The organism is Rhodococcus sp. 66b (assembly GCF_002076325.1).
In the GTDB taxonomy this organism is placed as follows: Bacteria; Actinomycetota; Actinomycetes; order Mycobacteriales; family Mycobacteriaceae; genus Rhodococcus_F; species Rhodococcus_F erythropolis.
In genome coordinates this window covers 182,187-206,205 of sequence record NZ_MUZB01000004.1, presented here as the reverse complement: position 1 = coordinate 206,205, position 24,019 = coordinate 182,187, and the positions used below count along the sequence as shown (strand labels likewise).

Genomic DNA, 24,019 nt, shown 5'->3' with positions numbered 1-24,019 from the left:
CCAAGAGTGCTCGTACGGAATTGGTATTCCTTCAGGTCTCGAGCTATCTTACTGCAAAGTAAGTTTGGTGTCGGTGATCGATCGGGGCAATTGCCGACCTGAGTACGAGGACCGATATGCGCGTGAACCTGGGGGCAGTAGTTCGGCGACGTCGTTGGGCGCGCGACGTATTGGCAGCCACGGCGGCATGTGCGCTGGCGATGTCCGCGTTGCTGTCGGTCCAGACATCAGCGTCGGCGTCCGAACTAGACGAGTACGTGAATTTGCCTTTGGTGAATCGGAATGCCGAACACGGTCCGGGCGGTGTCCATCCCGCGTTGCCGACTGATCTCGGCACCTTGCAAGCCCTTGTGGAAGAAGCCCGCGCCAGTGGTCGCAGTCCGGAATCCTATGCGGCCTTGCTGTTTCAGTATCGATTGGTCGCTGCCACGGAAGCCGCCGGAATCGATCTCTCATCGTGGAATCCGCGCGCCGGAGTGTCGGCTAATCGCACGAACCTGGTGAAGTCGTACCGCTACTACGAGGATCTGCAACTCGGTCACCCGGAATTGCAGTGGGCGGGCATGGGCGGACAGGTAGGAGCGGATTTCGGCGGGGGACTGATCGACTTCGAACTGATGGCGGACGTGTACTCGTTTCCGAATCTCCAGCAGGTTGCCAATTCGATAGTTTCTCAGTTCACGGATCAGGTTGGCGTGCAAGCGCTGAACCAATTGCCGGCAGGGCTGCGCGCACTCGCGGCGGTGGGCAGGAACGTCACGGCGGACGACTTGGATTATGCGCTGGGGATGATCCTGGTGATGCAGAAGAACATCTTCTCGGATCTGATGCCGATGCATCAGGCGTACGTGGATGAAGGGCTTCCCGCACTGGAGGAAATGCAGAGTGCCGGACTATTCGGCAAGGATGTCATGGACGCCTGGCGTGATGTCGCGTCCGGCGATCCGGATCGAATTGCACTGGGGAACGCGGCGCTGCTCCAGCGTGAGCAAGGGGTGATCATCCGCGACCAGTGGGATACCGTGCGCGCCTACAAAGGTGATGTGGGAGAAGCGATCACCTACGCATCGACCGTTGCCGGCTCGCCCTCGGTCGCCGGCGTGGTCCCGCCTCGCTCGTTCCGGCCCCTCGAGTTCACGACGACACTTGCCGACGGACGCACCGCGAACGTGACGATGCCACTGCCGGATTGGAACTGGTCGGTGTACGAGGACCGGTGGGACTACATCACCTCACAGCTATTGCCGAAGTACCGAGCGATGGTCGAAGAAGATTGGCCACGGCTCGTAGCCACATTGAGTGTTCCCTACGAAATTCAATTGGAGAGCCACCGCCCGATGATGACCCTCCCACAAACTCTCGAATCGGCCCTCTCCAGTTTGAAAGTGACGGTTCAGTGATGTCGTCGGCGACATTCCGAAGGTTGGCGCCGCTGGTAGCGCTGACCGTTGCGCTGGTCCTGCCAGCAACGGCTGGAGCTGAGGTGCCGGACAGTGATGCCCCGAAAGACGTGCAAACTCCTGTATCCGAGGAGTTTCGGACCGACACCCCAACTCTGGGAGAGGTATTCAACGGGTTCACCGTCGGTGCTCTCAGTTCAGGGGAGTTCGCATCCGAAGAGGAGATCTTCACTGCACTCACCGCCGATGATCCGTTTTACGACGAGCCGGTGTTGACCGGCGCCGAGCGTCCCGGTGATCTCCTGAAGTCGAAGAAGGTGGATGTACTGTTCACCGGATACAAACCGGGACAGCTCGACGCCTACAAGATCATGTATGTCACAACCGGAATCGACGGTTCGACGCCGGTAGTGAGCACTGGAATCATGATGATCCCGATCGACGGAACGCCGGCGTCGGAGAAGAAGATCATCAGCTATCAGGAGGCCAACGACAGCGTCGGCGGCTACTGTCATCCGAGTTCACACTGGACCGGCGGCGATCCGCTGGACGGCGCCTCCTGGTCGGCCTTGGGTCCACTGGCGCTGATGTTCGGAAAAGGCTATGCCGTAGTGATTTCCGACGTCGGGAACAACGGAGACCGTGATCCCCACGGTGTCTTCGCGGGTAAGTTCGCCGGGCACGCCCAGTTGGATGCAGTGCGCGCAGCATTTCAGCTGCAGGATTCCGAGCTGAATCCGGAGGCGGAGATTGCGTTGTTCGGAATCGCTGGTGGTGGAGTCGGTTCGGCATTCGCCGCAGAATCTGCGCAGTCCTACGCGCCGGAACTCGATATCGTCTCGACAGTCCTCGAGGGCATGGTGATCAAGCCCCGAACATTCATGGAGACAACAGATTCCTCGGTCGGCGCGGGCTTCGGATTTGCGACGCTCCTCGGTCTCGAACCGTGGTATCCCGAGATGAAGTTGAACGACAAGCTCAATCCCGTGGGCCGAGTGATTGCCGACGTGTACCGGGGTGAGTGCCAGATGCCGGCGTACTTCACGCTTCCGTTCGTACCGTTGGCAAGCCTTTTCGCGCCGGGAATCGATCCGATCACAGAACCCAGCTTCCAGCGTGCGTACGACGACAACGTATTGGGCCACGGCGCTCCGGCGTCGAAGGTATTGATAACTTCGTGCGCAAAGGACGACTCCCCGATGTCACTTGTACCGGCAGCTGATGCGCGAGAACTGGCGGACACGTACAGAAGCCGAGGGACGGACGTGAGCTATCAGCCCACCGACTGCAGTATGGATCGCGCAGTCGCGGATCCATACGGTTGGGGGACAGACCTGTTCGGAATGCAGACAATCGATTGGATTGCCCACAATTTCGACAACTGAGTGAAACTATCCGGTGACAGCGAGACGCAAACTCTGATGGCGGCGTACGAACATGCTGGGGACCCAACGTGGCGGGAATTCGGAATCGACTGTGACATGCGAACTGTTTTCGAGAAGTACACCGATGGCGGTCTTTGCTTCCAGCCTGGCCAGCGCGGCCCCGACACAGAAATGTGCTCCCTTGCCGAAGGCGAAATGCGCTCGGAGATTGGCCCGGTCGAGGTTCATCGCGTGTGGCTCGGCGAACGACTCCGGGTCGCGGTTCGCCGAGCCCCACAGCAGTATGAGATGACTGCCGGCGGGTAGCGCAACTCCGCCGAGGTTTGTGTCCGCATTGACATGTCGGTGGTGTCCGCGAAAAGGCGACTCGAGTCTGAGCGTCTCCTCCAGGAATGCGCTCACGAGTAGAGGGTCCTCGCGCAGCTGCGTCTGTATCTCGGGGCGCTCGGCGAATAGCCGAGCAGAGCTGGCGATCAGTCCGGCGGTCGATTCGCCACCCGCACCGACGAGTTGCACCAGCATCAGAACGGCCACGTCTTCGCTGAGTTCGCCTGCGTCACAGCAACGGACGAGGTCTCCGAGTAGATCGTCGATCGGGTTTGTCCGCGCCTCACGAAACTTGCTGTAGAGGTACCCGGTGAGTTCGGCCGCCGAGGTGACGACGTCAGTAAACCGTTCCGCCGTCACGATGCCGCTGAGAAGTTCGGTGCTGTCGTAAGACCACGCCAGCAATTGGGGGACGTCGGCTGTCGGCAAGCCGATCAGTGCGGCAACCATCTGCAGTGGGAGGGTGTCCGCTATCGACGTGACCCAGTCGATATGGCGACCGTCGAAGCCGTTGTCCCACAACTGCTGCGTGTACTCGAGCATTGTCGGCTCGAGTGCTCGTATGCGTTTGGCGACCAGTGTCGGCAGGACAAGTTTGCGATGGTGCTGATGGTCGGGTTCGTCGGCGGTCGCGAGGACATGAACGGCTTGCCCGCCGCCGTTCATGTCGAACGTCACGGCCGATCCGTCCGGTGTTCGAACCAGTACGCCGGTGAGGTTGGAGGAGAAGTCCTCGGTACGGGAAACGGCTTCGGTGACAAGTTCCCACGTCGACACCAGATAGAAGTCGGTATCGGGTATTCGATACACGGGGTGCTCGCGCCGGAGTACGTCGTAGAGCGGGTAAGGGTCGTCGATATTCGACGGGAGGAAGGGGTTGATGTCCAGCGTCGGTGGTGTCACGAATGGAAGATTTCACGGCCGTCGAGGAGAAGTCAACAGGTGGGAAATGCCTCTGAACTGGCATTTTGAGAAAATCTCACGCACTTCAACCCCCTCGTACTTCTCCCAGGTCAGAGGCTCGCGGCCTTCCGTAGCGTTGAGATTTCTGATTGAATTTGTCTCGAGATGAGACGAGGTGACGGAGAGTGACCGGTGTGAACGAGCGCCGCGCCGCCGACTGGTTGGCCGGCGGTAACCGCCGTGAACTCGCAACCGAGCGCATCTTCGCGGCTGCAGCAGAGCTGATTCGAGAACAGGGATTCGATCGGTTCAGTGCCGACGACGTCGCTTCGCGCGCAGGCTGTTCGCGGGCGACGCTCTACCGCTACGTGGGTGGCAAGTCCGCGATCCGTGAGGGGTTGTTGTCGCGAGGTGCGGCGTCCGTGGCGAGCCAGGTTGCGGCTGCCGTCGAATCACTGCGCGGCGACGAGCGGATCGTGGAGTCGATCCTCGTCGCCGTCGACGCGATCAGAGCCGACGCCGCCATGAGCCATGGCCTTGCGGCGGCGCGGGCCAACGGTATCGACGAGTATCTCGTGTCTTCTCCGTTGCTGCCGCGTACTGCACTCGAACTTGCTGGATTGGATCCCGAAGGTCAACAGTCGCAGTGGGTGGTTCGGATCGTGTTGATGCTGTTGGCGTGGCCTCTTGCAGACAGGGCCGCCGAGCGACGGATGGTCGAGTCGTTCGTCAGCTCCTGAGCGGGATTCCGTGTTCGTGAACGGTGCATCGGGTCGTCGCTGCTATAGGCGGTTCGGTTCATGCATTCGTTCCTCGGCTCGGTACCCTGAAGCCTGTCCGCTGCCGCGAAGGAGAAAGTCACGATGGTGGTACGCAGTACGTCCATGCGTTTCGACGCAACAGAACTGACGATCGAGGAACTCGCGCTTCAGGCTGAAGTGCGGGAGTACCTCGACAAGCGGCTAACCCCCGGCAGCTACCCCCTCGGACTCGGGATGTCCGGGGCTGTGGATCCGGCGTTCTCGCGAGATCTCGGTAGCCGTGGGTGGCTCGGCATGTCGCTGCCGAAGGAATACGGCGGGGGTGGACGGTCAGCAGTGGATCGATTGGTCGTCGTCGAAGAACTTCTCGCGCGGGGAGCGCCGGTCGGCTATCACTGGATCGGAGACAGACAGTCGGGTCCGAGCATCGCCGCCAACGGCACGGAAGAACAGAAGCGGTACTTCCTTCCCGGTATCGCGAGCGGTGAGTTCTCGTTCTCGATCGGGATGAGTGAACCCGACTCGGGTTCGGACCTGGCATCGGTACGCACTCGCGCCGAACGTGTCTATGGTGGCTGGAAAGTCAACGGCACCAAGATCTGGACCACCGGCGCCTTCCACGCCACACACGTACTCGCCCTGCTGCGAACCTCGGCAGACAAGCACAACGGACTCACTCAGATGATCGTCGATCGCGACAGCGAGGGCCTGACCGTCTCACCCATTCCGTTCATCGACGGAAGCGAGGACTTCTGCGAGGTGTCGTTCCAGGACGTTTTCGTGCCGGACTCGCGTCGCCTCGGAGACGTCGGAGCGGGCTGGGGACAAAACACCGGTGAACTCGCACTCGAGCGAGGTGGCGTCGACCGCTGGATGTCGCTGATGCCGGTCCTCGAGAACTGGGCAGCCAACCAGGCGGCGCAGGGCGGTCCCTCTGCCCTCGCCGATCTGGGCTCGATTACGGCGCGCTGCTGGGCTTTTCGTGGGATGTCGCTGTCCATTGCACGGATGGTCGACTCCGGTCGCTCGCCGGTCACGGAGGCCGCGCTGATCAAGGAGATGGCAACACGCTTCGAACAGGACTGTGTTGCGACCGTCGCGCGGCACCTCGGCCGGGCTCCAGACCTTGCCTCCGACGATCCGTACGAGTCGCTGCTCGCCCGGGCCGTGCTGGTGGCGCCGTCGTGGTCGATTCGCGGTGGAACCAACGAAATTCTCCGCACCGTGATCGTGAAAGGATTGAACCGATGAATTCGGGGTCAGAGATCAACGCGTACACATTCGACGCCGACCTCGAATCGATGGTAGAACAATTTTTCGCCGAGAAGTCCGGCACCGAGGTGGTAGCGCAGGCGGAGATGGACGGTCTGCCCACCGGATTATGGAGCGCGGCAGTCGAACTGGGGTTGCCACTGGTCGGTCTTCCCGAATCCGTTGGTGGTTCCGGTGGCTCGCTCCTCGACGCCGTGACTGTCCAGCGCGCGGCGGCGAGGCACGCTGCGCCGTTGCCGCTCGCCGAGACGTACCTCGCGGGCAGGCTGGCAGCAGCGGCCGGGCTACCGGTGCCCTCCGGAATCGCAACCGTCGCGCCGGGATCGCAGCGCGACGATGTGCGTCGCACCAACGACGGTTTCCTGTCGGGCACCTTTCATGATGTGCCGTGGGGTAGCGCCGCATCAGTGCTGGCAGCAGTTCTCGGTGATCGCGTTGTACTCCTGAACATCTCCGACGCCGAGATCGGTGGAGGGACGGATCTTGCCGGGCAACCGCGTCAGAGCCTGACGTTCGCAGAAGCGCGGATTGTCGATGGCGACAACTTTGTCGACCCGCGGATTCTCAACAGGCTCGGCGCGTTCTTGCGCTCGGTACAGATGGCAGGAGCCATGGAGTCGGTGTCGACGTTGACCCGTCGCTACGTGTCGGAGCGGGTGCAGTTCGGTAGGCCCATCGCGCAGTTCCAAGCCGTCCAGCAGCATATCGTCACTCTCGCTCAGATGGCATCGATGTCCACGCTGGCTGTCGATCGCACTGCACATGCACTCACCAGAGGCGATGCCGACTTCGAAGTGAGCGCAACCAAATTGGTGGTTTCACAAAATGCGCTCGCGAGCGTGCGCGCCGCCCACCAGGCACACGGTGCGATCGGCATGACCCGCGAATACCGCTTGCAACAACTCACCCGACGACTGCATGCCTGGCGATCGGAGTTCGGCGACGAAATCGCGAGCGCTACGCAACTGGGAGAGGCCGTAGCTGCATCGCCGTCACTGCACCGCTTGATCACTGATCCAGAACCGACATTGCAGCTGTAATCCTGACTGTCGTAGAGGATTACGTTGCGTTGCAACGAAGATCGCGCTTCAGTATCTTGCCTGCTGCCGACAGTGGCAATGCATCGACGAATTGGAAGGTACGCGGAGATTTGTAACCGGCGATCAGCGTTTTCACGTGAGCGCGCAGTTCGTCGGCGTCGGCGTCGAAACCATGCCGAAGGACGACTACGGCATGGACACGCTCGCCCCACTGGGTATCGGGCAGGCCGATCACGGCACAGGACGCGACGGATTCATGTTGTGCCAGAGCGTTTTCGACCTCGGTGGAGTAGACGTTCTCGCCACCGGTGACGATCATGTCCTTGATGCGATCGACGATGAACAGGTAACCGCGGGCGTCGAGGTATCCGGCGTCGCCGGTATGCATCCACCCGTCGCGGAGCACTTCTGCGGTCTCTTTCGGTTTGTTCCAGTATCCGAGCATGACGTGGCTGCCGAACGTGACGATTTCGCCCACCTCGCCGGGTGGGAGTTCCGCGCCGGTCGGGTCGACGATTTTCACCTCGCAGTGCGGCAGTACTCGACCGGCGCTGCGGAGGAGATCACCACCTTCGAGGTGATCAGCCGGGCTCAGCATGCTGATGTGCGCGGTTTCAGTCATCCCGTAGCCCTGCACAAACGAGCTGTTGGGGAACATTTGCATGACTCGTTCGAGAAGCGTCGGTGAAATGGGCGAGGCGCCGTATCTCAGGATCCTGACGCTGGACAAGTCATAGGTGGTCGAGTCTTCGTAGTCGACCAACATCTGAAGCATCGTCGGCACCAGACCCACAGTTGTCGGGCGATGGTGATCAACGGCCTCGAGGAACGTGCGTGGGCTGAAGTTCGGCATGAACACCTGGGTGCCACCCATCAGCGACTGAGCCAACCATCCAACTATCCCGGCGATGTGAAACAGAGGGTTGATCGCGAGGTTCGTTCCGTTGCTGACAGCCACGCTGCCTGCCGCGAGAGTACCAAGCGCCGAGGTCATCAGCGCTTGATGACTGATCATCACGCCCTTCGGCACTCCGGTGGTCCCGCCGGTGTAGAGGAGTAGTGCCAGCGTGTCGCCGCCGACGCGCAGATCGTCGACCGGAGTCGCCTCCGCGATCACCCGTTCATAGTCGAGCATTCCGTCGCGAACCGGGCCGCTGCCGCAGTAGACGACAGTGGTCAGGCCTGGACACGCCTCGCGAAGGGTAGATCCGACGGAAGCAAAGTTCTCGTCCACGAGTAATACCGTCGATCCTGAATCTTCCAGGGCATACGTGATTTCCGCCGTGCTCCAGCGAGAATTGACCGGACTGGCCACTGCTCCGAACCACCAGCAGGCCAGGAGCGCCTCGTGGTAGTAGTCGGAGTTCGATGCCAAGATTGCGACTCTGTCACCGGTGCGCAGGCCCAAAGTCTGAAACCCTCCGGAGAGTCTGCTCATCCGGTCCACCGATTCCCGGCACGTGCGCAGCCGGCCGTCGAAGATCGTCATCACCGCATCGGGTGATGCTCGCAGGGATCGGTGAACGAATTGAGTCAGCTGCATGCGATTCCTTCTGCGGGTGTGGGCCGAGTGCTCCGACTCGGATCAGTTCCAGCCATGATGCTATTTGCCTGATAATTTCCTTCACTCACCGCCTGAGACCGCGCCTCACCCTCGATGCAGTCTAGGACGATTGTCCAGTTGTCTCTTCCGATTCCGTCCTGCAGCGGCGTGATTTCTGCGAGAGTGTCGAACATGCGTGGAATTCTGGTAGCCGGTGTGAGTGCATTCGCGGCGGTCGTCTCGGTCGTCTCGGCTCCCACGGCCGGTGCCGAGGCGACTGCGGACCGAGCTCGCTCGTTCTCCGAGACCACGTCCGTCGGCGTCCACAATTCCTACGAGAAGGCGACGTTTCCGTACTTCGCCGACGCTTTGGACTCCGGGGCCTCGCTGCTCGAATTGGATCTGTGGACCAACGGCGGTGGTCCGGACTGGCGTGTCTCGCACATGAATCCGGTGGTGAGTGACAGCAACTGCGTCGGTGCGCAGGACGCATCCGGGTTGCGAAGTGGTCAGCGAGATCAGGGACTGCGCGGATGCCTGGCAGATATGCGGGCGTGGCACGAAGCCGACCCCGAGCATCCTCCGGTGATGATCAAGTTGGAACTCAAGGACGGTTTCACCACCGGCTACGGACGCGGACCTGCCGATCTCGACGCCTTGATCCTCGGGACTCTCGGCGACGCGGTCTTCACTCCATCCGATCTGATGGGTGAGTCCTACTCGACCCCGGATGCCGCCGTCACCGACCGTGGATGGCCGACCATGTCCGAGATGAGCGGCAAATTTCTGTTCGAGCTGATTCCGGGAACGATCGAGGAGGGAAACCCGCTCGACACGGAGTGGACCGACCGGCAGTACGCGACGCACTTGCGAGATCTGTCCGCTGCCGGACTCGTCCAACTCGGCGCCGCCTTTCCCGCTGTTCACCGGGCGTCACCGGGAGACCCACGAATCGACCGTTACGCCGACCCGGGCATCCGCCCGTGGTTCGTGATCTTCGACGGCGACGCCCTCGATTACACCTCGGGCGTTGTGGATCCGCAGTGGTACCACGATCGTGGCTACCTGCTCGTCATGACCGACGCGCACAAGGTCGCTCCACAGATCGACGGTGCGCATGCCACCGAAGCCGAGGCGAGCGAGCGTCTCGACCGGTTGGCGGGTGATCACGCAAGTTACATCACCGCGGACTGGTCGAGGTTGCCGAACGTATTGTCCACCGTGGTGCCGCGTCGGTGATCTAGAGGGCGGCAATTCTCAGGAACAGGGTGCAGGATGGGTTCATGCGCACTGTCACGTGGAATCCCGAAGTCTACGGCCGCTATTCGGGTGAGCGGTCACGCCCGTTCGTGGACCTGGTGTCACGGGTGGCGACCGAAGACCCGACGCGGGTAGCCGACCTCGGCTGCGGATCAGGTAGCTTGACCGCGATGCTGGGGGAACGATGGCCGGACGCCTCGGTATCCGGTTTCGATTCGTCTCCCGAAATGGTGGCGCAGGCCCCGACAGACCTACCGGGAAACGTCACCGTCGAGTTGGGGGACATCATGTCCTTCGATGCCACGGGTTACGACGTGGTCGTCAGTAACGCTGCATTGCAGTGGGTTCCGAGCCACCGTGAGCTGATCGACCAGTGGGCGGACACCCTGGCATCCGGGTCGTGGCTGGCGTGGCAGGTTCCGGGAAACTTCGATGCACCGTCACATGCGCTCATGCGAAGCCTCGCGGAGTCCGCGGAATGGAGCGAGCGACTGGGCGGCGTCCTACGCGGCCCGGAAGGCGTCGACAGTCCGGTTGCGTACGCGCAGCGTCTGCAGGAGCACGGATTCGACGTCGACGCCTGGGAAACGACGTACGTACACGTGCTGGCCGGTGCCGATCCGGTGCTCGGATGGGTTCGGGGGACTGGACTTCGGCCGGTGCTGGACGTTCTCGGCGAGGCCGACGCTCCGGAGTTCGAGCGCCAGTATTCGGATCTGCTGCGGGAGGCGTATCCCGCAACAGCCGCCGGAACGCTGTTTCCGTTCCGGCGGGTGTTCTGCGTGGGACGCAAGCGGTAACTACTCGGCTGTGCTGCGGTCCGCCGATCACTCAGCGGTGACAAAGCCTTCCGAGACCAGCCAGTCGCGAGCCACGTCCGCCGGCTCCTTGCCGTCGACGTCGACCTGCCGGTTGAGCTCGGTCATCACCTCGTTGGTCAGTTTCTCCGAGATCGGCGCCATGACTTCGGCAACCTCCGGATGTGCTTCCGCGAAGTCCTTTTTCATGACCAATGCCGGATTGTATTTCGGGAAGAACTGCAGATCGTCTTCGAGCAGAACGAGATCGAGTGCGATGATGCGACCGTCGGTGGTGAACACCTCGCCGAACTTGCACTGATCGCTGTCGGCTGTCGCCTGGTAGATGATGCCGGTCTGCAGGATCTGGCGCTGGGCACGCGAGGCGTCGAAACCGTATTTCGCTGCCAGACCGGGGTATCCGTCCTGGCGGACGTTGAACTCGGTCTCGACGCACGTCACCGCGGCGCCGGGATCGGATTCGACCAACTTCGCGTAGTCGGAAACCGTCTTGACGCCGGTCTTCTCAGCGGTCTCCTTGCTCATCGCCAATGCATACGTATTGTTCATCGGCGCCGGATCGGTCCACACCATGTCGTTCGCAGCAAGGTCCGCATCACGGACGGCCTCGAACTGCGCCTGCGAATCGGGAAGCGGAGTCTCGTTGCCGAGGTAGTTGATCCAGCCGGTCCCGGTGTACTCGTACGCAAGGTCGATCTGCCCGTTCAACTGTGCGTCACGGGTGCTGTTCGAGCCCTGGATATTCGTGAGATCTCGAACATCTGCGCCCGCAGCGGCCATCGCGAATTCGATGACGTATCCGAGCACGATCTGCTCGGTGAAGTCCTTGGAGCCGACGGTCATCTTCACACCCTCGAGCTCCGGAACCGGCTCGATGCTGCCGGGACCGACAGCCAGGGGCAGTGCGCCACCGGACTCGAGGCCACACGAAGCGACAAGTGTGAGGCCGATCGTGGCAACCGCGACTTTCCAGCCCCACGTTCTGGTGATCGAAGTCTTGGTCATCGTAATCCCTTGGGCCCGAGATAAGTTTCGGCGAGCGCGCCGAGCCAGTCGATCAGCAAGGCCAACGACACCGCCAGTACGGCACCGACCACGAGGGTGACGTTGTCGCGGAGCTTGTATCCGGTGTCGATCAGAATGCCGAGCCCGCCGGCACTGACCAGGAAGCACAGCGTCGCGGTGCCGACTGCCAGAACGAGCGAAGTGCGCAGTCCTGCAAGGATGTACGGGACGGCCATCGGGAATTCGAGTTGACGCAGGACCGTGAGCGAAGACATTCCCTGCCCGCGCCCGGCATCGATCAAGGTCTTGTCCACTTGCTGGTAGCCGAGGATGGTGTTGCGCAGCACCGGGAGCAGCGAATAGAACGCGATGGGAAACACGCCTATCCAGAAGCCCGTCGTTCTTGTTGCGAGATAGAACAGCACGAGCAGGCCGATGGCAGGCGCCGCGGCTCCGATGTTGGCTATTCCCACGAAGAACGGTGCCAATCGGGTGAATTTCGGCCTGGTCAGCAGGGTTCCGAGTGGAACCGCGATGGCGACGACGATGATGACCACGGCGGCCGTGATCAGTACGTGCTGCCAGGTCAGTGTGACGATGTTGTCGAGATTGATGCTCGCCTTCTGCGTCGCGTTGAGATCTCGGCTGAATGCCCAGATCAACACGCCCGCAACCAGGATCAGGACGATGACCGGTTGCACATACAGTCGCATCCGTTCCGCACGGCGCGTGGCGGCGTTCTCGGCCGCACCCAGATCGGGGGCGTCCGGTTCCATCTCAGGCGCGGAGACGCGCTCCTCTGTCGTGGCAGTCATGTTCAACCCTCGACGTTCTCGGTGTCTGGCTCTTCGTCGTGGTCGTGCGCATGCTCCTCGCGCATCTCGGAGAGATGGCTGACCAGTGTGTCGATGGTGATGAGACCGACATACTCGCCGCGCCGTCCGGTGACCACAGTGGACGCATTGCTTTCGGCGAGAAGAGCCTCCAAGGCATCCTGCAGGGTGGACTGGATGGACACGGCTTCGCCGATCTCGTTACCGACACCTCGAAGCGTCGACGCATGGGCGAGGTGGCCGGGCGAGACCCAGCGAAGCGGCCGTCCACGCTGATCGAGAATCAAGGCCCACTTCCACTTACGCGCTGCGAGTGCGGTTCTCAAATCATCGACCGAATCGGTTTCGCGGGCGGTGAGGCACTGCTTGAGTTTGATCTGGCGCACGCGTGTCAGGGTCAGCTGCTTGAGCGAGGCGTCCGCCCCGACAAATCCCGCGACCATGTCGTTTGCGGGATTGGCGAGAATCGCTTCCGGAGTGTCGTACTGCATGATGCTGGACTGATTGCCCAGCACGGCAATACGGTCACCGAGTTTGACTGCCTCGTTGAAATCGTGGGTGACGAAGACGATGGTCTTACCCAACTCCGACTGCAGACGCATCAGTTCGTCCTGCAGCAGGCCGCGGGTGATCGGGTCGACGGCACCGAAAGGCTCGTCCATCAACAAGACGGGGGGATCTGCAGCCAGGGCCCGCGCCACGCCTACACGCTGTTGCTGGCCACCGGACAACTGGCGAGGGTAGCGGTCGCGATAAGTATCGGGATCGAGGCCGACGAGGTCGAGCATCTCGTCGGTGCGAGCTGCGATACGTTTCTTGTCCCAACCGATGAGACCCGGGACGGTCGCGACGTTCTTCGCAATGGTGAAGTGCGGGAACAATCCTGCCTGCTGAATCGAGTAGCCGATGCCGCGGCGAAGCTTGTCCGGGTCGATGGACAGCGCGTCCTTGCCGTCGATGGTGATCTTGCCCGAGGTGGGTTCGATCAGACGGTTGATCATGCGCATCGTCGTCGTCTTGCCGCAACCCGAAGGTCCGACGAAGACCACGATCTCACCGGCCGGAACAGTCAGTGAAACATTGTCCACCGCTGCAGCTTTCTGGCCCGGGTAACGCTTGGTCACGGATTCGAGAACGATCTCGACCCCGGATACCTTCTGATCTGCAGATACATCAGACGGAATGGTTTCAGTCATTGCAGCCCCTTCGAAGTAGTGAGACGACCGATGACGACGTAGATTCCGTCGAGAATCAGAGCGAGAATGACGATCAGTACGGTGCCGACCAGCGCTTGAGGAACAGCGTTCGGGCTACCGACGCGCGAGAGTCCGGAGAAGATCAGGTTTCCCAGACCAGGACCCTTGGCGTACGCCGCGATGGCGAGGATGCCCATGAGCATCTGTGTGCTGACCCGCATGCCGGTGAGGATCGACGGCCACGCGATCGGCAGCTCGATTCGACTCAGAACATGCATGCGATTCATTCCGACACCGCGGGCTGCGTCCGTGATCGCCGGGTTGACCGCATCCAGACCGATGATCGTGTTCCGAATGATCGGGAGCAGGGCATACAAGATCAACGCGGTGATCGTGGGAGCGACGCCGAGACCGAGAATCGGAATGAGCAGTCCGAGGAGAGCGAATGAAGGAACCGTCAGGATCGTGCTGGCCAACGCCGTAGCGATGGAGGATCCCGCCGGGCTCCGGTAGACGAGAATGCCGATGATCACGGCGGCAATCGTCGCGATGATCACGGACTGGATAACTGCTGAAACATGTAGGTACGAGTCGGTCATCAATTGTTGTCGTCGTGCAACGACAAAATCCCATAGGGCGCCCATATTTCCGAACCCACTTTCTTCGGACTTCTGCTCGCTCGAACGTCTTCCCTCGACACCGACCGGCGCACAAGGGCTTTCCCCGCAGCCTCCGTAGGCCGAGGGGTTTCCCTCGACTGTCGTCCAAAAACTGAGATACTGCAACTAATTCCGATTGCAGCGTGTCGGATGTTGTTCTGGACGTGAGATTTTGCGGGACGCGGGTAGGTACCCACTGCGTGCGGAGTTGAAACGTGCTGGAGACAGCAAACGCTCGAGACAGCAATGCGGGAGGGCTCCGGAGAACCCTCCCGCATTGTGGGAACTGTACGAGTCGGCCTCAGGCCCAGCTGAGCGCATCCTCATTGGACAGCCGCGGCAGACGGTCGAACCACGGGTTCTCGCCGGGATGGCCGATGTTGACCACCAGGGTGGTCTTGAAGCGTCCGTCCGCGAAGAACTCGCCGTCGATGCCGTCGGCGTCGAAGCCGGCCATCGGGCCGGCGACCAGGCCCTGCGCCCGAATCGCGAGGATCACGTAACCAGCCTGCAGTGCGGCGTTGAACTTGCTGCTCGATGTGGCGGCAGCGTCGTCGGACTCGAAGTAGTCCTTCATCTCCGGACGGATGGGGAACAGTGCCGGAATGTGCTCGTAGAACTTGGTGTCAACGGCAAGAACCGCGACAGCAGGCGCCGATGCGGTCTTGGCCTTGTTGCCGTCGGACATGTGCTCGACGAGGCGCGCTTTGCCCTCCTCCGTACGCACGAACAGCACGCGCAGTGGATTGGTGTTGGCCGCGGTCGGTGCCCACTTTGCGAGCTCCCAGATCGCAGTCAGTTCGTCGTCGGTGACCGGTTCGTTGGAGAAGGAGTTTGCCGTGCGGGCTGCTGTGAAGAGCAGTTCACGGCCGGCTGCGTCGAGCTGCTGTGCGGTAAATGGGGTGGCTGCGTCGAGTGACATCGGTGGTTCCGTTTCCGTTGTAGCTCATCCGAGCGTTACCCGGTAAAGCTAGTTGCTAGTAAAAAGAAAGTACTTGGATACGGTAGCACCAGTCGTAGGGTTCAGCGCTGGGGAGTGACGAGTCAGACCGTCTGGGTGGCGAGAATCCTCACCGCCAGATCCTCGATCGCGCACTGTCGTGATTCGAGGCGGACGCGCGTGAGGTCGTTGATCATGCTGATGGTTGCCAACACCGTCGCCCGCGCATCCGCAGTTTCGTTGCCGAGCAGGTGTACCCACTCGTCGATGTACTCGCGTTGTGCAATGTGCGTCGAGGCCTGCGCTTCTTCGGGCAAGTTCGCTGTTTCTTCGATGAGAATGGCAATCGCGCTGTCGGGTGAGATCACCGAGTTGGTGTACGAATGTACGACGCGGGCAATCGCGTCTTCCCGTGAGTCTGCGTTCCTCAAAGCCTGGACCAGGCCGAGCCGGAGTGTTTCGTTCCCGCGGGCCAGAATTGCTTGCAGCACTTCGGCTTTACTTCCGAAATGGGTGTAGATGCTCGAACTCGGAACACCGGCGGCGCTGCCGATGTCGTCCATTGTCACGGATCGGTAGCCGCGTTGATCGAACAGCGTGATTGCGGCGCCCATCAAACTTTCGCGACGCGAAGTGTGGCTGAAGTTCGAAGTCGGCTGGGGCTGTGCCGCCGGCTCCTCGGGAAGGACCGGAGCGGTACGAACGACATCGAACAACCTGGCCAACAAAGCCTCGAAGCGCTTCCGAGGAAGCGTCGTGCGGTGTCGAGCGGGGCTGAACGCGATACTGGTGAGTGCCCACCCCAGAACGACGGAATCGGGAACCGACAGGTCGGGACGCTCGTGTCGAAGGGCGGCTGCGACCCGGCTCGTGACTTCCCGAACTCCGGCACGCGCCTCCGTTCTGCGCTCGGGGGTCAGGTTACGGGCCTCCTGATCGAAGAGAAGACTACGGAAGTTGTTGTCGAGTCCGTAACGAACCAGTGCCGTGAAGACCACCTTGGAATCGGTTCGATCGACCTCGTCGAGGATCGCGAGGATCGAAGACGAGCCGTCGAGCATTGCCTGCGCGAGGAGTTCCTGCTTGTTCGGGAAGTGGCGGTACAGCGCGCCTGCGGTGATGCCCACCGCAGACGCGATGCCTTCCATGCTGACGTTGTGGTACCCCGAGCGGCCGAACTGTTCACGAGCCACGGTGATGATCTGCGCCTTGCGGTTGCGTGGGCGCAACGTCTTCTTCGGGGTCGTTTTCGGCGCGGCCGGCCGGTCCGGCGAGGCCGCAGGTGTGCCGTCCGATGTATCGATCGTCATGGGGCCCTCGAGGTCGGTGGCGTGGTCAGGTGATGGTGCTGGTTGCCAAGTCGGAGAACTGCCTGCGGAGTTCTCTCTTGAGTATCTTGCCAGCCGGGGACACGGGCATTTGCTCGACGATGGTGATACTTCGCGGAGACTTGTAGCCGGCAATCAGCGTCTTCGAGTGTGCGCGGACTTCTTCGCACGTCAAAGACACCCCGGGACGCACGACCAGGACCGCGTGGACTCGTTCGCCGTACTGATCGTCGGGTACGCCGATCACAGCGCAGCTGATTACGTCCGGATGTGTGGCCAGTGCGTTTTCGACCTCCGTCGAATAGACGTTCTCACCACCCGAGATGATCATGTCCTTGAGCCGATCCACGACGAAGAGATACCCGGCTTCGTCCATGTAGCCTCCGTCGCCGGTGTACAGCCAACCGTCGCGCAATGCCGATCGTGTTTCTTCCGGCCGATTCCAGTAGCCGCACATGATGTTGCCGCCGCGGGCGATGATTTCGCCGACCTCACCGCGAGGAAGCTCGTTGCCGTTCTCGTCGACCACCTGAATCTCGACGTGTCCCATCGGCCGACCGGCAGATTTCAGGCGGGTCGCGTCGACGTGATCTTCTGCGCTCAGGCTGGTGAGTCCGGGTCCGGCCTCGGTCATGCCGTACCCCTGCATGAAGGCTGCCTGCGGAAAAGCCTGTTGCGCTTGCCGAAGCAAGGTTTCGGAGATCGGGGAAGCACCGTACTGCACGGCCAGGATGCTGGACAGGTCCCGGTTCGTCCGGTCCGGATGACGAATCAGCATTTGAATCATCGTGGGTACCAACAGCATCGACGTAACTTTGTGCTGCTCGATCAAGCGCAGTGCGGTGGCCGGTTCGAAACTTGGCTGAATCACCAACGTCGCCCCGACAGTGTTACGGCCGATCCAATTTGCCAGCGACGCAAGATGAAACATCGGGGCGGTGATCAGAGCCAGGCCGTCGGTACCAGGCGTTCTGTTACTGGCCACTGCGCCGAGGCTCGACGTCACGAGGTTGGCGTGGGTGAGCATGACCCCCTTGGGGTGACCGCTGGTTCCGCCGGTATAGAAGATTCCGGCCAGGGTGTCACCGCCGAGTCGCAGGTCCGGTGTGGGTTCGCTCGAGGCGATCAGATTCTCGTAGTCGAGAGCGCCGGCCGGCGTCGGCAGTTCGCCGGCATGTATCACTACGGCGAGCTGTGGGAACAACACCCGTACCTCGTCGAGTAGCGGCAGAAAGGTGTCGTCGACGACCAGCACTCGTGTATCGGAATCGTCCAGCGCAAAAGCGATCTCGGCAGCGCTCCATCTGGTGTTGAGCGGATTGACCGCGCCTCCCATCCACCAGGTGGCAAAGAAGTACTCGTGATAGCGGTCGGAGTTGAGCGACAGTATCGCGACGCGATCGCCTACCTGCACACCGAGGTCACGGAAAGCGCCCGCAAGACGGGTTACTCTCCCGCCGACCTCGGCGCAGGTGCGGAAACGGTCCCCACACACGGTCATGGGCTGGTCAGGGCGTTGCTGCATTGATCGTTGCAGAGACTGAGTCAAGTACATGGGGACCGCTCCTTTCGGGAAACGTGAGGTCAGCGACTGCCGCCGTCGCACACCAGGCATTGGCCGCTGACGTAGTCGGTTTCGGGCAGGCAGAGCGCAAATACCGCGCCGGCCGCTTCGTCCGGACGTCCGGCGCGGCCCAGTGGGATGGTCCGCTCGGCTGCCGCCAGGAGCTGCGGGTTGACGCCGACTTTGATCTCGCGACCCTCGACGTCGATGGTCGAGTTACCGTCCGCCGACGCTTCCGTCAGGCGGGTGTTGATCAGACCGTACGCAACGGCATTGACGTTGACCTTGTAACGACCCCACTCACGCGCAAGGGTCTTGCTCAAGCCGATGATCCCGGCCTTGGCGGCTGCGTAGTTGGACTGTCCGGCATTGCCCACCACTCCGGCATTGGAGGAGATGTTGACAACCTTGCGGTGGTAGTCGGTGGGATTGGCCTTGATGTAGGGCTGAGCGGCGCGCAGGATCTGGAACGGTGCCTTCAGATGCAGATCGAGAATCGTGTCCCACTGCTCGTCGGTCATCTTCTGGATGACGTTGTCCCAGGTGAACCCGGCATTGTTGACGATGATGTCGAGGCCGCCGAAGGTATCGATTGCGGTGTTGACGAATCGATCCGCAAAACCTTCTTCGGTGACCGAACCGACGCACGCCACTGCCTTGCCACCGGCCGCGATGATCTCCTCGACCGTCTCCTTGGCCGGGCCCGGATCAAGATCGTTGACTACGACGCTCGCGCCTTCCGCGGCGAACTTCATGGCGATGGCGCGGCCGATACCACGGCCGGATCCGGTGACGAGTGCTGTCCTGTTGTCGAGCTTGCCCATGTCGGGGTTCCTTTCGGTAGAGAGAGTTTTCAAGCGGCTACGACGGCGTCGCCGCGCAGGGTGACGGTGCCGTCGGAGAGAGTGACGGCAATATCGAGATGGGCCAGGCCGTCCTCGACCTTGGTGACGGTCCCGGTGCACGTCGGCTTGGCGTGCAGCGGTGTGATGGAGGCAAAGCGAACACTGTAGGCGCGGATGCGTTCCTGCGGAACGTAATTGGTCAGCAATCGACCGAGGTAGGCCATCGAGAGCATGCCGTGTGCGAACACGTCGTCCATTCCGCCGGAGCGAGCGACGTCGAGATCGATGTGCATCGGATTGTGGTCACCCGAAGCTCCGGCGTAGAGCGCGAGAGTGGTGCGACTGATCTCGGGCAATTCCAGGGAGGGAAGAACGTCACCTGTTTTCATTTCTGCGCCTTAGGGTTTCGAACGACCAGGGTGTTGGTGAGGCGGGCGATCAACTCGCCGTCGCGGGTGACCTCGGCGGTCCGGACAAGGAAGTCCAAGGCGCCGTTCTTCTTCGAGTACACGTCCGTGACCTTGCCGTTGTAGGCAAGTGTGTCGCCGGCATAGGCGAGTGCGTGATATTCGAAGGACTGCTCGCCGTGCAGGACGTACCTCATGTCGATTTTCAGCGATCGGACCAGGGCAAACGGGTCCGGTTTTTCCATGTCGAGGCAGAACAGGAATGTCGGCGGTACCACCAGGTCACGATGCCCCGCAGCCTTGGCGGCCTCGACGTCTCCGTAGATCGGGTTGGTCTCACCGATGGCCTGGGCGAAGAAGCGCAGGCGTCCGCGCTCGACCAGTGCCTCGTGGCCCGGGATGATCGTTCCGACGACGGACGGATCGAGCGCCATGTCAGCCCACCTTCTTGAAGATGCTGACCACACACGCACCGCCGAGTCCGAGGTTGTGCTGCAGTCCGATTCGTGCTCCTTCGACCTGCCGCTTGCCGGCCTGACCGCGCAGTTGCCAGACCAGTTCGGCGCACTGGGCAAGACCGGTGGCGCCGAGGGGGTGGCCCTTTGACAGCAGGCCTCCCGACGGGTTGGTGACTACTCGTCCGCCGTAGGTGTTGTCGCCGTCCAGGATGAACTTCTCGGCAGTACCTTCGGGCGTGAGGCCAAGACCTTCGTACGTGATGAGTTCGTTGGCGGAGAAGCAGTCGTGCAGTTCCACGACCTGAACGTCCTCAGGTCCGATGCCTGCGGCTTCGTAAACCTGCGCAGCTGCGGCAGCCGTCATGTCGTAGCCGACGACCTTCATCATGTCGCGGTCCTCGAAAGTGCTTGGTGTATCGGTGGTCAGGGCCTGTGCCTCGATCACTACGTCAGCCGCCAGCCCGTGCTTGCGGGCGAACTCTTCGCTGCAGACGACAGCGGCAGCGGCGCCACAGGTGGGTGGGCAGCACTGGTAACGAGTGAGCGGGCCGAAGATGTGCGGTGACTCCAGCACCTGCTCTTCGGTGAGAAGATCACGGAAGACCGCGTTGGGATTGTTGGCCGCGTGCTTACGGGCCTTGACCGAGATCTTTGCGAAGGTCTCGGGCTTGGTGCCGTACTTCTCCATGTGCGAAAGTCCTGCGCCACCGAACATCTGGGCTGCGCGCGGTGCGTCGTGGACGCCTTGGATCTCGGTCATCAGATCGTCGAAACGGAACATCGGCGCTGGGCGGTCGTCCCAGACCCGCTTGAGCGCACCGGGTTTCATCTGCTCGAAGCCGACAGCCAATGCGCATTCGACGGCGCCGCTCGCGACGGCTTGGCGTGCGAGGAAAAGGGCCGACGAGCCTGTGGCGCAGTTGTTGTTGACGTTGATGACCGGGATTCCGGTGAGCCCGAGACCGTAGACGGCGGCCTGTCCGGCAGTGGAATCGCCGTAAACGTAGCCGGCATAGGCCTGCTGGACCAGCGAGTAGTCGATACCGGCGTCGTCGAGGGCGGCACGGGCGGCCGTCTCTCCCATGACGTTGTAGTTCTCACTCTTGCCCGGCTTGGTGAACGGGATCATTCCCACTCCGGCAACATGGACTTTTCTGGTCACGATTGTCTCCTAAATGATCGGATGAAGATTTACTTAACACCACCATTCGAGTTTTGTCTACTGGGTCACAATGCGTATTTACGAGGGACTTTCGTCGCGATATCCGGCAGATTGTCGACGAAGGTGGACAATTTCACGAGGCTATTGCGTCGGAGTGTCGATTGATGATTTACTTTCTGGGCGGCAAGGTGGCGTGCGTCACAGAGTAGGTGCCCGGCGGTTGAATCGACCACGAATCGACCACATCGGGTTGGCACCGGACCGGTCTCCGAGTCCCGCATCCAGTACTTCGGTGCTGAGATCAGTTCACCCAGCTTCTGTTTCGCATTGCGCTCACTCCGTGGCGCAGTTGTCGCACTTGCCTGAGAGGATCGATGAGAATGACGTTGAGCAAGCCGGCTCTTCCCACCGCCGCACCACCGCGAGAAGTAGGGGAATCCCGAGTGCGGGCATGGGGGCTCACCGGAGTTCTCGTTCTCCTTGTCGTCGTCAACTGGGCTGACAAGGCAGTCTTCGGCCTGGTTGCACAGCCGCTGGCCAAGGAATTCGGGCTGACCTCTGCACAGATCGGACTGGTCGGCAGTGCATTCTTCCTGGCCTTCACCGTCGGTGGCTTCTTTGCCGGGGTACTGCACAAGTGGATGTCGCTGCGGTGGTTGCTGGTTCTGCTCTCACTGGGGTGGGCAGCGTCGATGATCCCGCTCGTCGTGGTTGCCGGTTTCGGCATGCTTCTGTTCACGCGCATGATGCTCGGATTCTTCGAGGGACCAGCGGGTGCGCTGGTTCACACGGGTGTCTACTCGTGGCATCCTGCGGAAAAGCGTGGTCTGCCAGGAGCTTTCCTGGCTTCCGGTGCCTCTATCGCGAAGATTGCGATCGCGCCGCTGATGGCCTTGGCTGTAGCCAGTTGGGGGTGGCGAGCAACGTTCGTCATCCTTGCCGGGGTCGGCGTGGTCTGGTGCGTCCTGTGGTTGTTCACCTGGAAAGAGGGGCCGTACATGCAGCGGCCGGTCAGGAAGTCCGAGCGGGAGACCACAACGGCCACAGACTCGGTGGTTGTCGCTAAGGTGCCGCTGACGAAGATCTTCTTCACGCCGACATTCCTCGGTGCGCTTGCCGCGGTGTTCACCATGTACGCTCTCATCACGGTGGTGCTCACGTGGCTGCCGTCGTACTTCGAAGTGGGACTTGGATACTCGCGGGTTCAGGCGGGAACCATGTTCGGCATTCCCAGCATCGCGGGACTGTTCTTCATGTTCCTGTGCACGTCGATCAGTGACAGGCTGATGGCGCGGGGTGCCAGCTCTCGGATCCTGCGCGGTATCGTTCCCGGAATTGCCCTGCTGATCTGTGGGCTTGCCCTCGTCAGCATGCCGTTCATCAAGACTCCGATCGTTGCGGTGCTCGTGGTATCAGTGGGTTACGGCATCGGGACGGTCATCATTCCGCAGTTCAACGCAGCGATCTCCGAAATCTGCCCGCCGCAGCAGATGGCCTCGGTACTGGGTGTTTTCATGGCTCTGATGGCCACCGGCGGTCTGATCGCTCCCTACCTCACCGGCGTCATCGTCGACAGCGCCGCAACCCCGGCCGAGGGATACGCCACCGCATTCCAGATCTTCGGAATCGCGACTGTCATCGGTGCCGTCATCGCGCTCTGCGCCGTCAACGCCACCCGCGATCGGGTGCGAATCCTCGGCTGAGCACTACTCACTTTCATTTCACAATATCCAGGAGAAACAATGCAGCGCACAGTATTCAACGAAGAGCACGAGGATTTCCGCAAGGTCATCCGTAGCTTCATCGAAGCCGAGGTAGTGCCCAACTTCTCCGATTGGGAGCGCGAGGGCATGGTGCCCCGCGACTTCTATCGCCAGCTCGGCAAGCTCGGCGTTCTCGGAATGACGGTTCCCGTGCAGTACGGCGGAGCGGGTGAAACAAGCTTCAAGTTCCAGGCTGCCCTGACCGAAGAGACGGCTCGTGCGGCAGTCAGCTTTGGCGCATTCGGTGTACACACCGGCCTGGTCCTGCCATACATCCTGACCTACGGAACCGAAGAGCAGAAGCAGCGTTGGCTGCCCGATTTCATCAGTGGCGACATGATGACTGCCATCGCGATGACCGAACCGGGCACCGGCTCGGACCTGGCGGGCATCAAGACCACGGCCAAACGGTCCGAGGACGGCACTCACTATGTTCTCAACGGCGCAAAGACATTCATCACCGGCGGCGTTCAGGCTGATCGGGTTCTCGTGATCTGCCGTACGTCACCGCCGACGGCAGCGAACCGTCGCGCCGGGTTGAGCATCCTCGCAGTGGACACGTCGAGCGAAGGCTACGAGGTCGGTCGCAAGCTCGAGAAGATCGGCATGCGCACTTCGGACACGGCAGAGCTTTCCTTCACCGACGTGCGGGTGCCGGCCGAGGATCTACTCGGTGAGGAAGGCGCAGCGTTCGGTTACCTGGCCAACAACCTTCCGCAGGAGCGACTGATGATCGCGGTCACCCAGACCGCCGCGGCCGTCGGAGCTATCGAGTTCGCTTCTGCCTACGTGCGTGACCGCAAGGTGTTCGGCCAGGCGGTGGCGGAGTTCCAGAACACCAAGTTCGTCATCGCCGAGTGCATCGCCAAGGTGGAGGCTGCTCAGTGCATGGTCGACCGGGCTCTGGAATTACACGAGACCGGCGACCTCAGTGTTGCCGACGCCGCCAAGGCAAAGCTGTTCTGCACCGAGACGGCAGCCGAGGTCATCGACAAGTGCTTGCAGCTTCACGGGGGCTACGGCTACATGCTGGAATACCCCATCGCGCGTCTGTACGCGGACACCCGTGTGTCGCGCATCTACGGCGGAACCAACGAAGTGATGAAGACGATCATCGCCAAAGCGGCCGGGTTCTGAACGAATCGAGGGA

Annotated in this window: 22 protein-coding genes; 9 read left to right on the top strand and 13 right to left on the bottom strand. The window is 61.5% G+C overall.

Annotated features, from left to right (window positions below):
- The first annotated feature begins 116 nt into the window (after positions 1-116).
- Entirely contained in the window at positions 117-1,400 is a 1,284-nt protein-coding gene (locus B0E55_RS09075) for a hypothetical protein (RefSeq protein WP_080909566.1), read from the top strand.
- The gene (locus B0E55_RS09070; RefSeq protein ID WP_370627621.1) at positions 1,400-2,785 is read left to right on the top strand and encodes a lipase family protein; all 1,386 of its coding nucleotides are present in this window, start codon (positions 1,400-1,402) and stop codon (positions 2,783-2,785) included. The genes B0E55_RS09075 and B0E55_RS09070 overlap by 1 nt, the downstream gene beginning before the upstream one ends.
- Positions 2,786-2,791: 6 nt before the next feature.
- Here the strand turns inward: B0E55_RS09070 and B0E55_RS09065 are convergent, their stop codons facing one another.
- Complete coding sequence (locus B0E55_RS09065; protein WP_080909564.1) at positions 2,792-4,015, bottom strand: cytochrome P450; 1,224 nt, start codon at positions 4,013-4,015, stop codon at positions 2,792-2,794.
- 185 nt (positions 4,016-4,200) lie between these two features.
- Here B0E55_RS09065 and B0E55_RS09060 point away from each other — a divergent pair, with 185 nt between their 5' ends.
- The 3 genes from B0E55_RS09060 to B0E55_RS09050 all read left to right on the top strand — a co-directional run bounded on the left by B0E55_RS09060 (position 4,201) and on the right by B0E55_RS09050 (position 7,088).
- Entirely contained in the window at positions 4,201-4,755 is a 555-nt protein-coding gene (locus B0E55_RS09060) for a TetR/AcrR family transcriptional regulator (RefSeq protein WP_080909563.1), read from the top strand.
- A 123-nt stretch (positions 4,756-4,878) separates the two neighbouring features.
- Positions 4,879-6,027 carry an acyl-CoA dehydrogenase family protein gene (locus tag B0E55_RS09055; protein ID WP_241896039.1) on the top strand — a complete coding sequence of 383 codons (1,149 nt, stop codon included), beginning with the start codon at positions 4,879-4,881 and terminating at the stop codon, positions 6,025-6,027.
- The gene (locus tag B0E55_RS09050; RefSeq protein WP_080909561.1) at positions 6,024-7,088 is read left to right on the top strand and encodes an acyl-CoA dehydrogenase; all 1,065 of its coding nucleotides are present in this window, start codon (positions 6,024-6,026) and stop codon (positions 7,086-7,088) included. The genes B0E55_RS09055 and B0E55_RS09050 overlap by 4 nt, the downstream gene beginning before the upstream one ends.
- A gap of 19 nt (positions 7,089-7,107) precedes the next feature.
- Here B0E55_RS09050 and B0E55_RS09045 read toward each other — a convergent pair whose 3' ends face one another.
- Positions 7,108-8,631: an acyl-CoA synthetase gene (locus B0E55_RS09045; RefSeq protein WP_080909560.1), complete on the bottom strand. Its 1,524-nt coding sequence runs from the start codon at positions 8,629-8,631 to the stop codon at positions 7,108-7,110.
- Between the two features lie 192 nt (positions 8,632-8,823).
- Between B0E55_RS09045 and B0E55_RS09040 the strand changes: the two genes are divergently transcribed.
- Both B0E55_RS09040 and B0E55_RS09035 read left to right on the top strand, forming a co-directional pair.
- Positions 8,824-9,870: a phosphatidylinositol-specific phospholipase C domain-containing protein gene (locus B0E55_RS09040; RefSeq protein WP_198538406.1), complete on the top strand. Its 1,047-nt coding sequence runs from the start codon at positions 8,824-8,826 to the stop codon at positions 9,868-9,870.
- A 44-nt stretch (positions 9,871-9,914) separates the two neighbouring features.
- Positions 9,915-10,691 (top strand): trans-aconitate 2-methyltransferase, encoded by a 777-nt coding sequence (locus B0E55_RS09035; protein ID WP_020908998.1) that lies wholly within the window; start codon positions 9,915-9,917, stop codon positions 10,689-10,691.
- 27 nt (positions 10,692-10,718) lie between these two features.
- Here B0E55_RS09035 and B0E55_RS09030 read toward each other — a convergent pair whose 3' ends face one another.
- From B0E55_RS09030 to B0E55_RS08980, 11 genes are all read right to left on the bottom strand, one after another.
- Positions 10,719-11,714, bottom strand: a complete 996-nt coding sequence (locus B0E55_RS09030; protein WP_019745161.1) for a glycine betaine ABC transporter substrate-binding protein — start codon at positions 11,712-11,714, stop codon at positions 10,719-10,721.
- Positions 11,711-12,529 (bottom strand): ABC transporter permease, encoded by an 819-nt coding sequence (locus tag B0E55_RS09025; protein ID WP_003939758.1) that lies wholly within the window; start codon positions 12,527-12,529, stop codon positions 11,711-11,713. Before B0E55_RS09025 ends, B0E55_RS09030 begins: the two co-directional genes overlap by 4 nt.
- Before the next feature lie 2 nt (positions 12,530-12,531).
- Positions 12,532-13,743 (bottom strand): ATP-binding cassette domain-containing protein, encoded by a 1,212-nt coding sequence (locus tag B0E55_RS09020; RefSeq protein ID WP_020908997.1) that lies wholly within the window; start codon positions 13,741-13,743, stop codon positions 12,532-12,534.
- Positions 13,740-14,387 (bottom strand): ABC transporter permease, encoded by a 648-nt coding sequence (locus B0E55_RS09015; protein WP_019745160.1) that lies wholly within the window; start codon positions 14,385-14,387, stop codon positions 13,740-13,742. The genes B0E55_RS09020 and B0E55_RS09015 overlap by 4 nt, the downstream gene beginning before the upstream one ends.
- A 316-nt stretch (positions 14,388-14,703) precedes the next feature.
- Positions 14,704-15,324, bottom strand: a complete 621-nt coding sequence (locus B0E55_RS09010; protein WP_020908996.1) for a malonic semialdehyde reductase — start codon at positions 15,322-15,324, stop codon at positions 14,704-14,706.
- 122 nt (positions 15,325-15,446) lie between these two features.
- A complete protein-coding gene (locus B0E55_RS09005; protein ID WP_070795732.1) occupies positions 15,447-16,652 on the bottom strand; it encodes a TetR/AcrR family transcriptional regulator in 1,206 nt (401 codons plus the stop codon).
- Between the two features lie 25 nt (positions 16,653-16,677).
- Complete coding sequence (locus B0E55_RS09000; protein WP_080909558.1) at positions 16,678-18,225, bottom strand: long-chain-fatty-acid--CoA ligase; 1,548 nt, start codon at positions 18,223-18,225, stop codon at positions 16,678-16,680.
- 29 nt (positions 18,226-18,254) lie between these two features.
- Positions 18,255-19,058, bottom strand: coding sequence for an SDR family NAD(P)-dependent oxidoreductase (locus B0E55_RS08995; protein WP_020908993.1), 804 nt, complete (start codon positions 19,056-19,058; stop codon positions 18,255-18,257).
- Positions 19,059-19,087: 29 nt separating this feature from the next.
- A complete protein-coding gene (locus tag B0E55_RS08990) occupies positions 19,088-19,468 on the bottom strand; it encodes a MaoC/PaaZ C-terminal domain-containing protein (RefSeq protein WP_080909557.1) in 381 nt (126 codons plus the stop codon).
- Positions 19,465-19,920 carry a MaoC family dehydratase N-terminal domain-containing protein gene (locus tag B0E55_RS08985; protein WP_020970674.1) on the bottom strand — a complete coding sequence of 152 codons (456 nt, stop codon included), beginning with the start codon at positions 19,918-19,920 and terminating at the stop codon, positions 19,465-19,467. The genes B0E55_RS08990 and B0E55_RS08985 overlap by 4 nt, the downstream gene beginning before the upstream one ends.
- Position 19,921: 1 nt before the next feature.
- The gene (locus tag B0E55_RS08980; protein ID WP_020908990.1) at positions 19,922-21,106 is read right to left on the bottom strand and encodes a lipid-transfer protein; all 1,185 of its coding nucleotides are present in this window, start codon (positions 21,104-21,106) and stop codon (positions 19,922-19,924) included.
- 443 nt (positions 21,107-21,549) lie between these two features.
- On the opposite strand from B0E55_RS08980, the gene B0E55_RS08975 reads away from it, so the two are divergent.
- Together B0E55_RS08975 and B0E55_RS08970 are read left to right on the top strand one after the other, a co-directional pair.
- On the top strand, positions 21,550-22,809 hold the full coding sequence (locus B0E55_RS08975) for an MFS transporter (RefSeq protein ID WP_080909655.1): 1,260 nt from the start codon (positions 21,550-21,552) through the stop codon (positions 22,807-22,809).
- 39 nt (positions 22,810-22,848) lie between these two features.
- A complete protein-coding gene (locus B0E55_RS08970) occupies positions 22,849-24,006 on the top strand; it encodes an acyl-CoA dehydrogenase family protein (protein WP_080909556.1) in 1,158 nt (385 codons plus the stop codon).
- The last annotated feature ends 13 nt before the right edge of the window (positions 24,007-24,019 follow it).

Bases quoted from the DNA above. Each gene is read 5' to 3' on its own strand.
- B0E55_RS09030 (WP_019745161.1), bottom strand. From the start codon at position 11,714: ATGACCAAGACTTCGATCACCAGAACGTGGGGCTGGAAAGTCGCGGTT.
- B0E55_RS09005 (WP_070795732.1), bottom strand. From the start codon at position 16,652: ATGACGATCGATACATCGGACGGCACACCTGCGGCCTCGCCGGACCGG.
- B0E55_RS08985 (WP_020970674.1), bottom strand. From the start codon at position 19,920: ATGGCGCTCGATCCGTCCGTCGTCGGAACGATCATCCCGGGCCACGAG.
- B0E55_RS09035 (WP_020908998.1), top strand. From the start codon at position 9,915: ATGCGCACTGTCACGTGGAATCCCGAAGTCTACGGCCGCTATTCGGGT.
- B0E55_RS09015 (WP_019745160.1), bottom strand. From the start codon at position 14,387: ATGGGCGCCCTATGGGATTTTGTCGTTGCACGACGACAACAATTGATG.
- B0E55_RS09075 (WP_080909566.1), top strand. From the start codon at position 117: ATGCGCGTGAACCTGGGGGCAGTAGTTCGGCGACGTCGTTGGGCGCGC.
- B0E55_RS09055 (WP_241896039.1), top strand. From the start codon at position 4,879: ATGGTGGTACGCAGTACGTCCATGCGTTTCGACGCAACAGAACTGACG.
- B0E55_RS09020 (WP_020908997.1), bottom strand. From the start codon at position 13,743: ATGACTGAAACCATTCCGTCTGATGTATCTGCAGATCAGAAGGTATCC.
- B0E55_RS09050 (WP_080909561.1), top strand. From the start codon at position 6,024: ATGAATTCGGGGTCAGAGATCAACGCGTACACATTCGACGCCGACCTC.
- B0E55_RS09010 (WP_020908996.1), bottom strand. From the start codon at position 15,324: ATGTCACTCGACGCAGCCACCCCATTTACCGCACAGCAGCTCGACGCA.
- B0E55_RS08990 (WP_080909557.1), bottom strand. From the start codon at position 19,468: ATGAAAACAGGTGACGTTCTTCCCTCCCTGGAATTGCCCGAGATCAGT.
- B0E55_RS09000 (WP_080909558.1), bottom strand. From the start codon at position 18,225: ATGTACTTGACTCAGTCTCTGCAACGATCAATGCAGCAACGCCCTGAC.
- B0E55_RS08995 (WP_020908993.1), bottom strand. From the start codon at position 19,058: ATGGGCAAGCTCGACAACAGGACAGCACTCGTCACCGGATCCGGCCGT.
- B0E55_RS09045 (WP_080909560.1), bottom strand. From the start codon at position 8,631: ATGCAGCTGACTCAATTCGTTCACCGATCCCTGCGAGCATCACCCGAT.
- B0E55_RS09040 (WP_198538406.1), top strand. From the start codon at position 8,824: ATGCGTGGAATTCTGGTAGCCGGTGTGAGTGCATTCGCGGCGGTCGTC.
- B0E55_RS08970 (WP_080909556.1), top strand. From the start codon at position 22,849: ATGCAGCGCACAGTATTCAACGAAGAGCACGAGGATTTCCGCAAGGTC.
- B0E55_RS09025 (WP_003939758.1), bottom strand. From the start codon at position 12,529: ATGACTGCCACGACAGAGGAGCGCGTCTCCGCGCCTGAGATGGAACCG.
- B0E55_RS09070 (WP_370627621.1), top strand. From the start codon at position 1,400: ATGTCGTCGGCGACATTCCGAAGGTTGGCGCCGCTGGTAGCGCTGACC.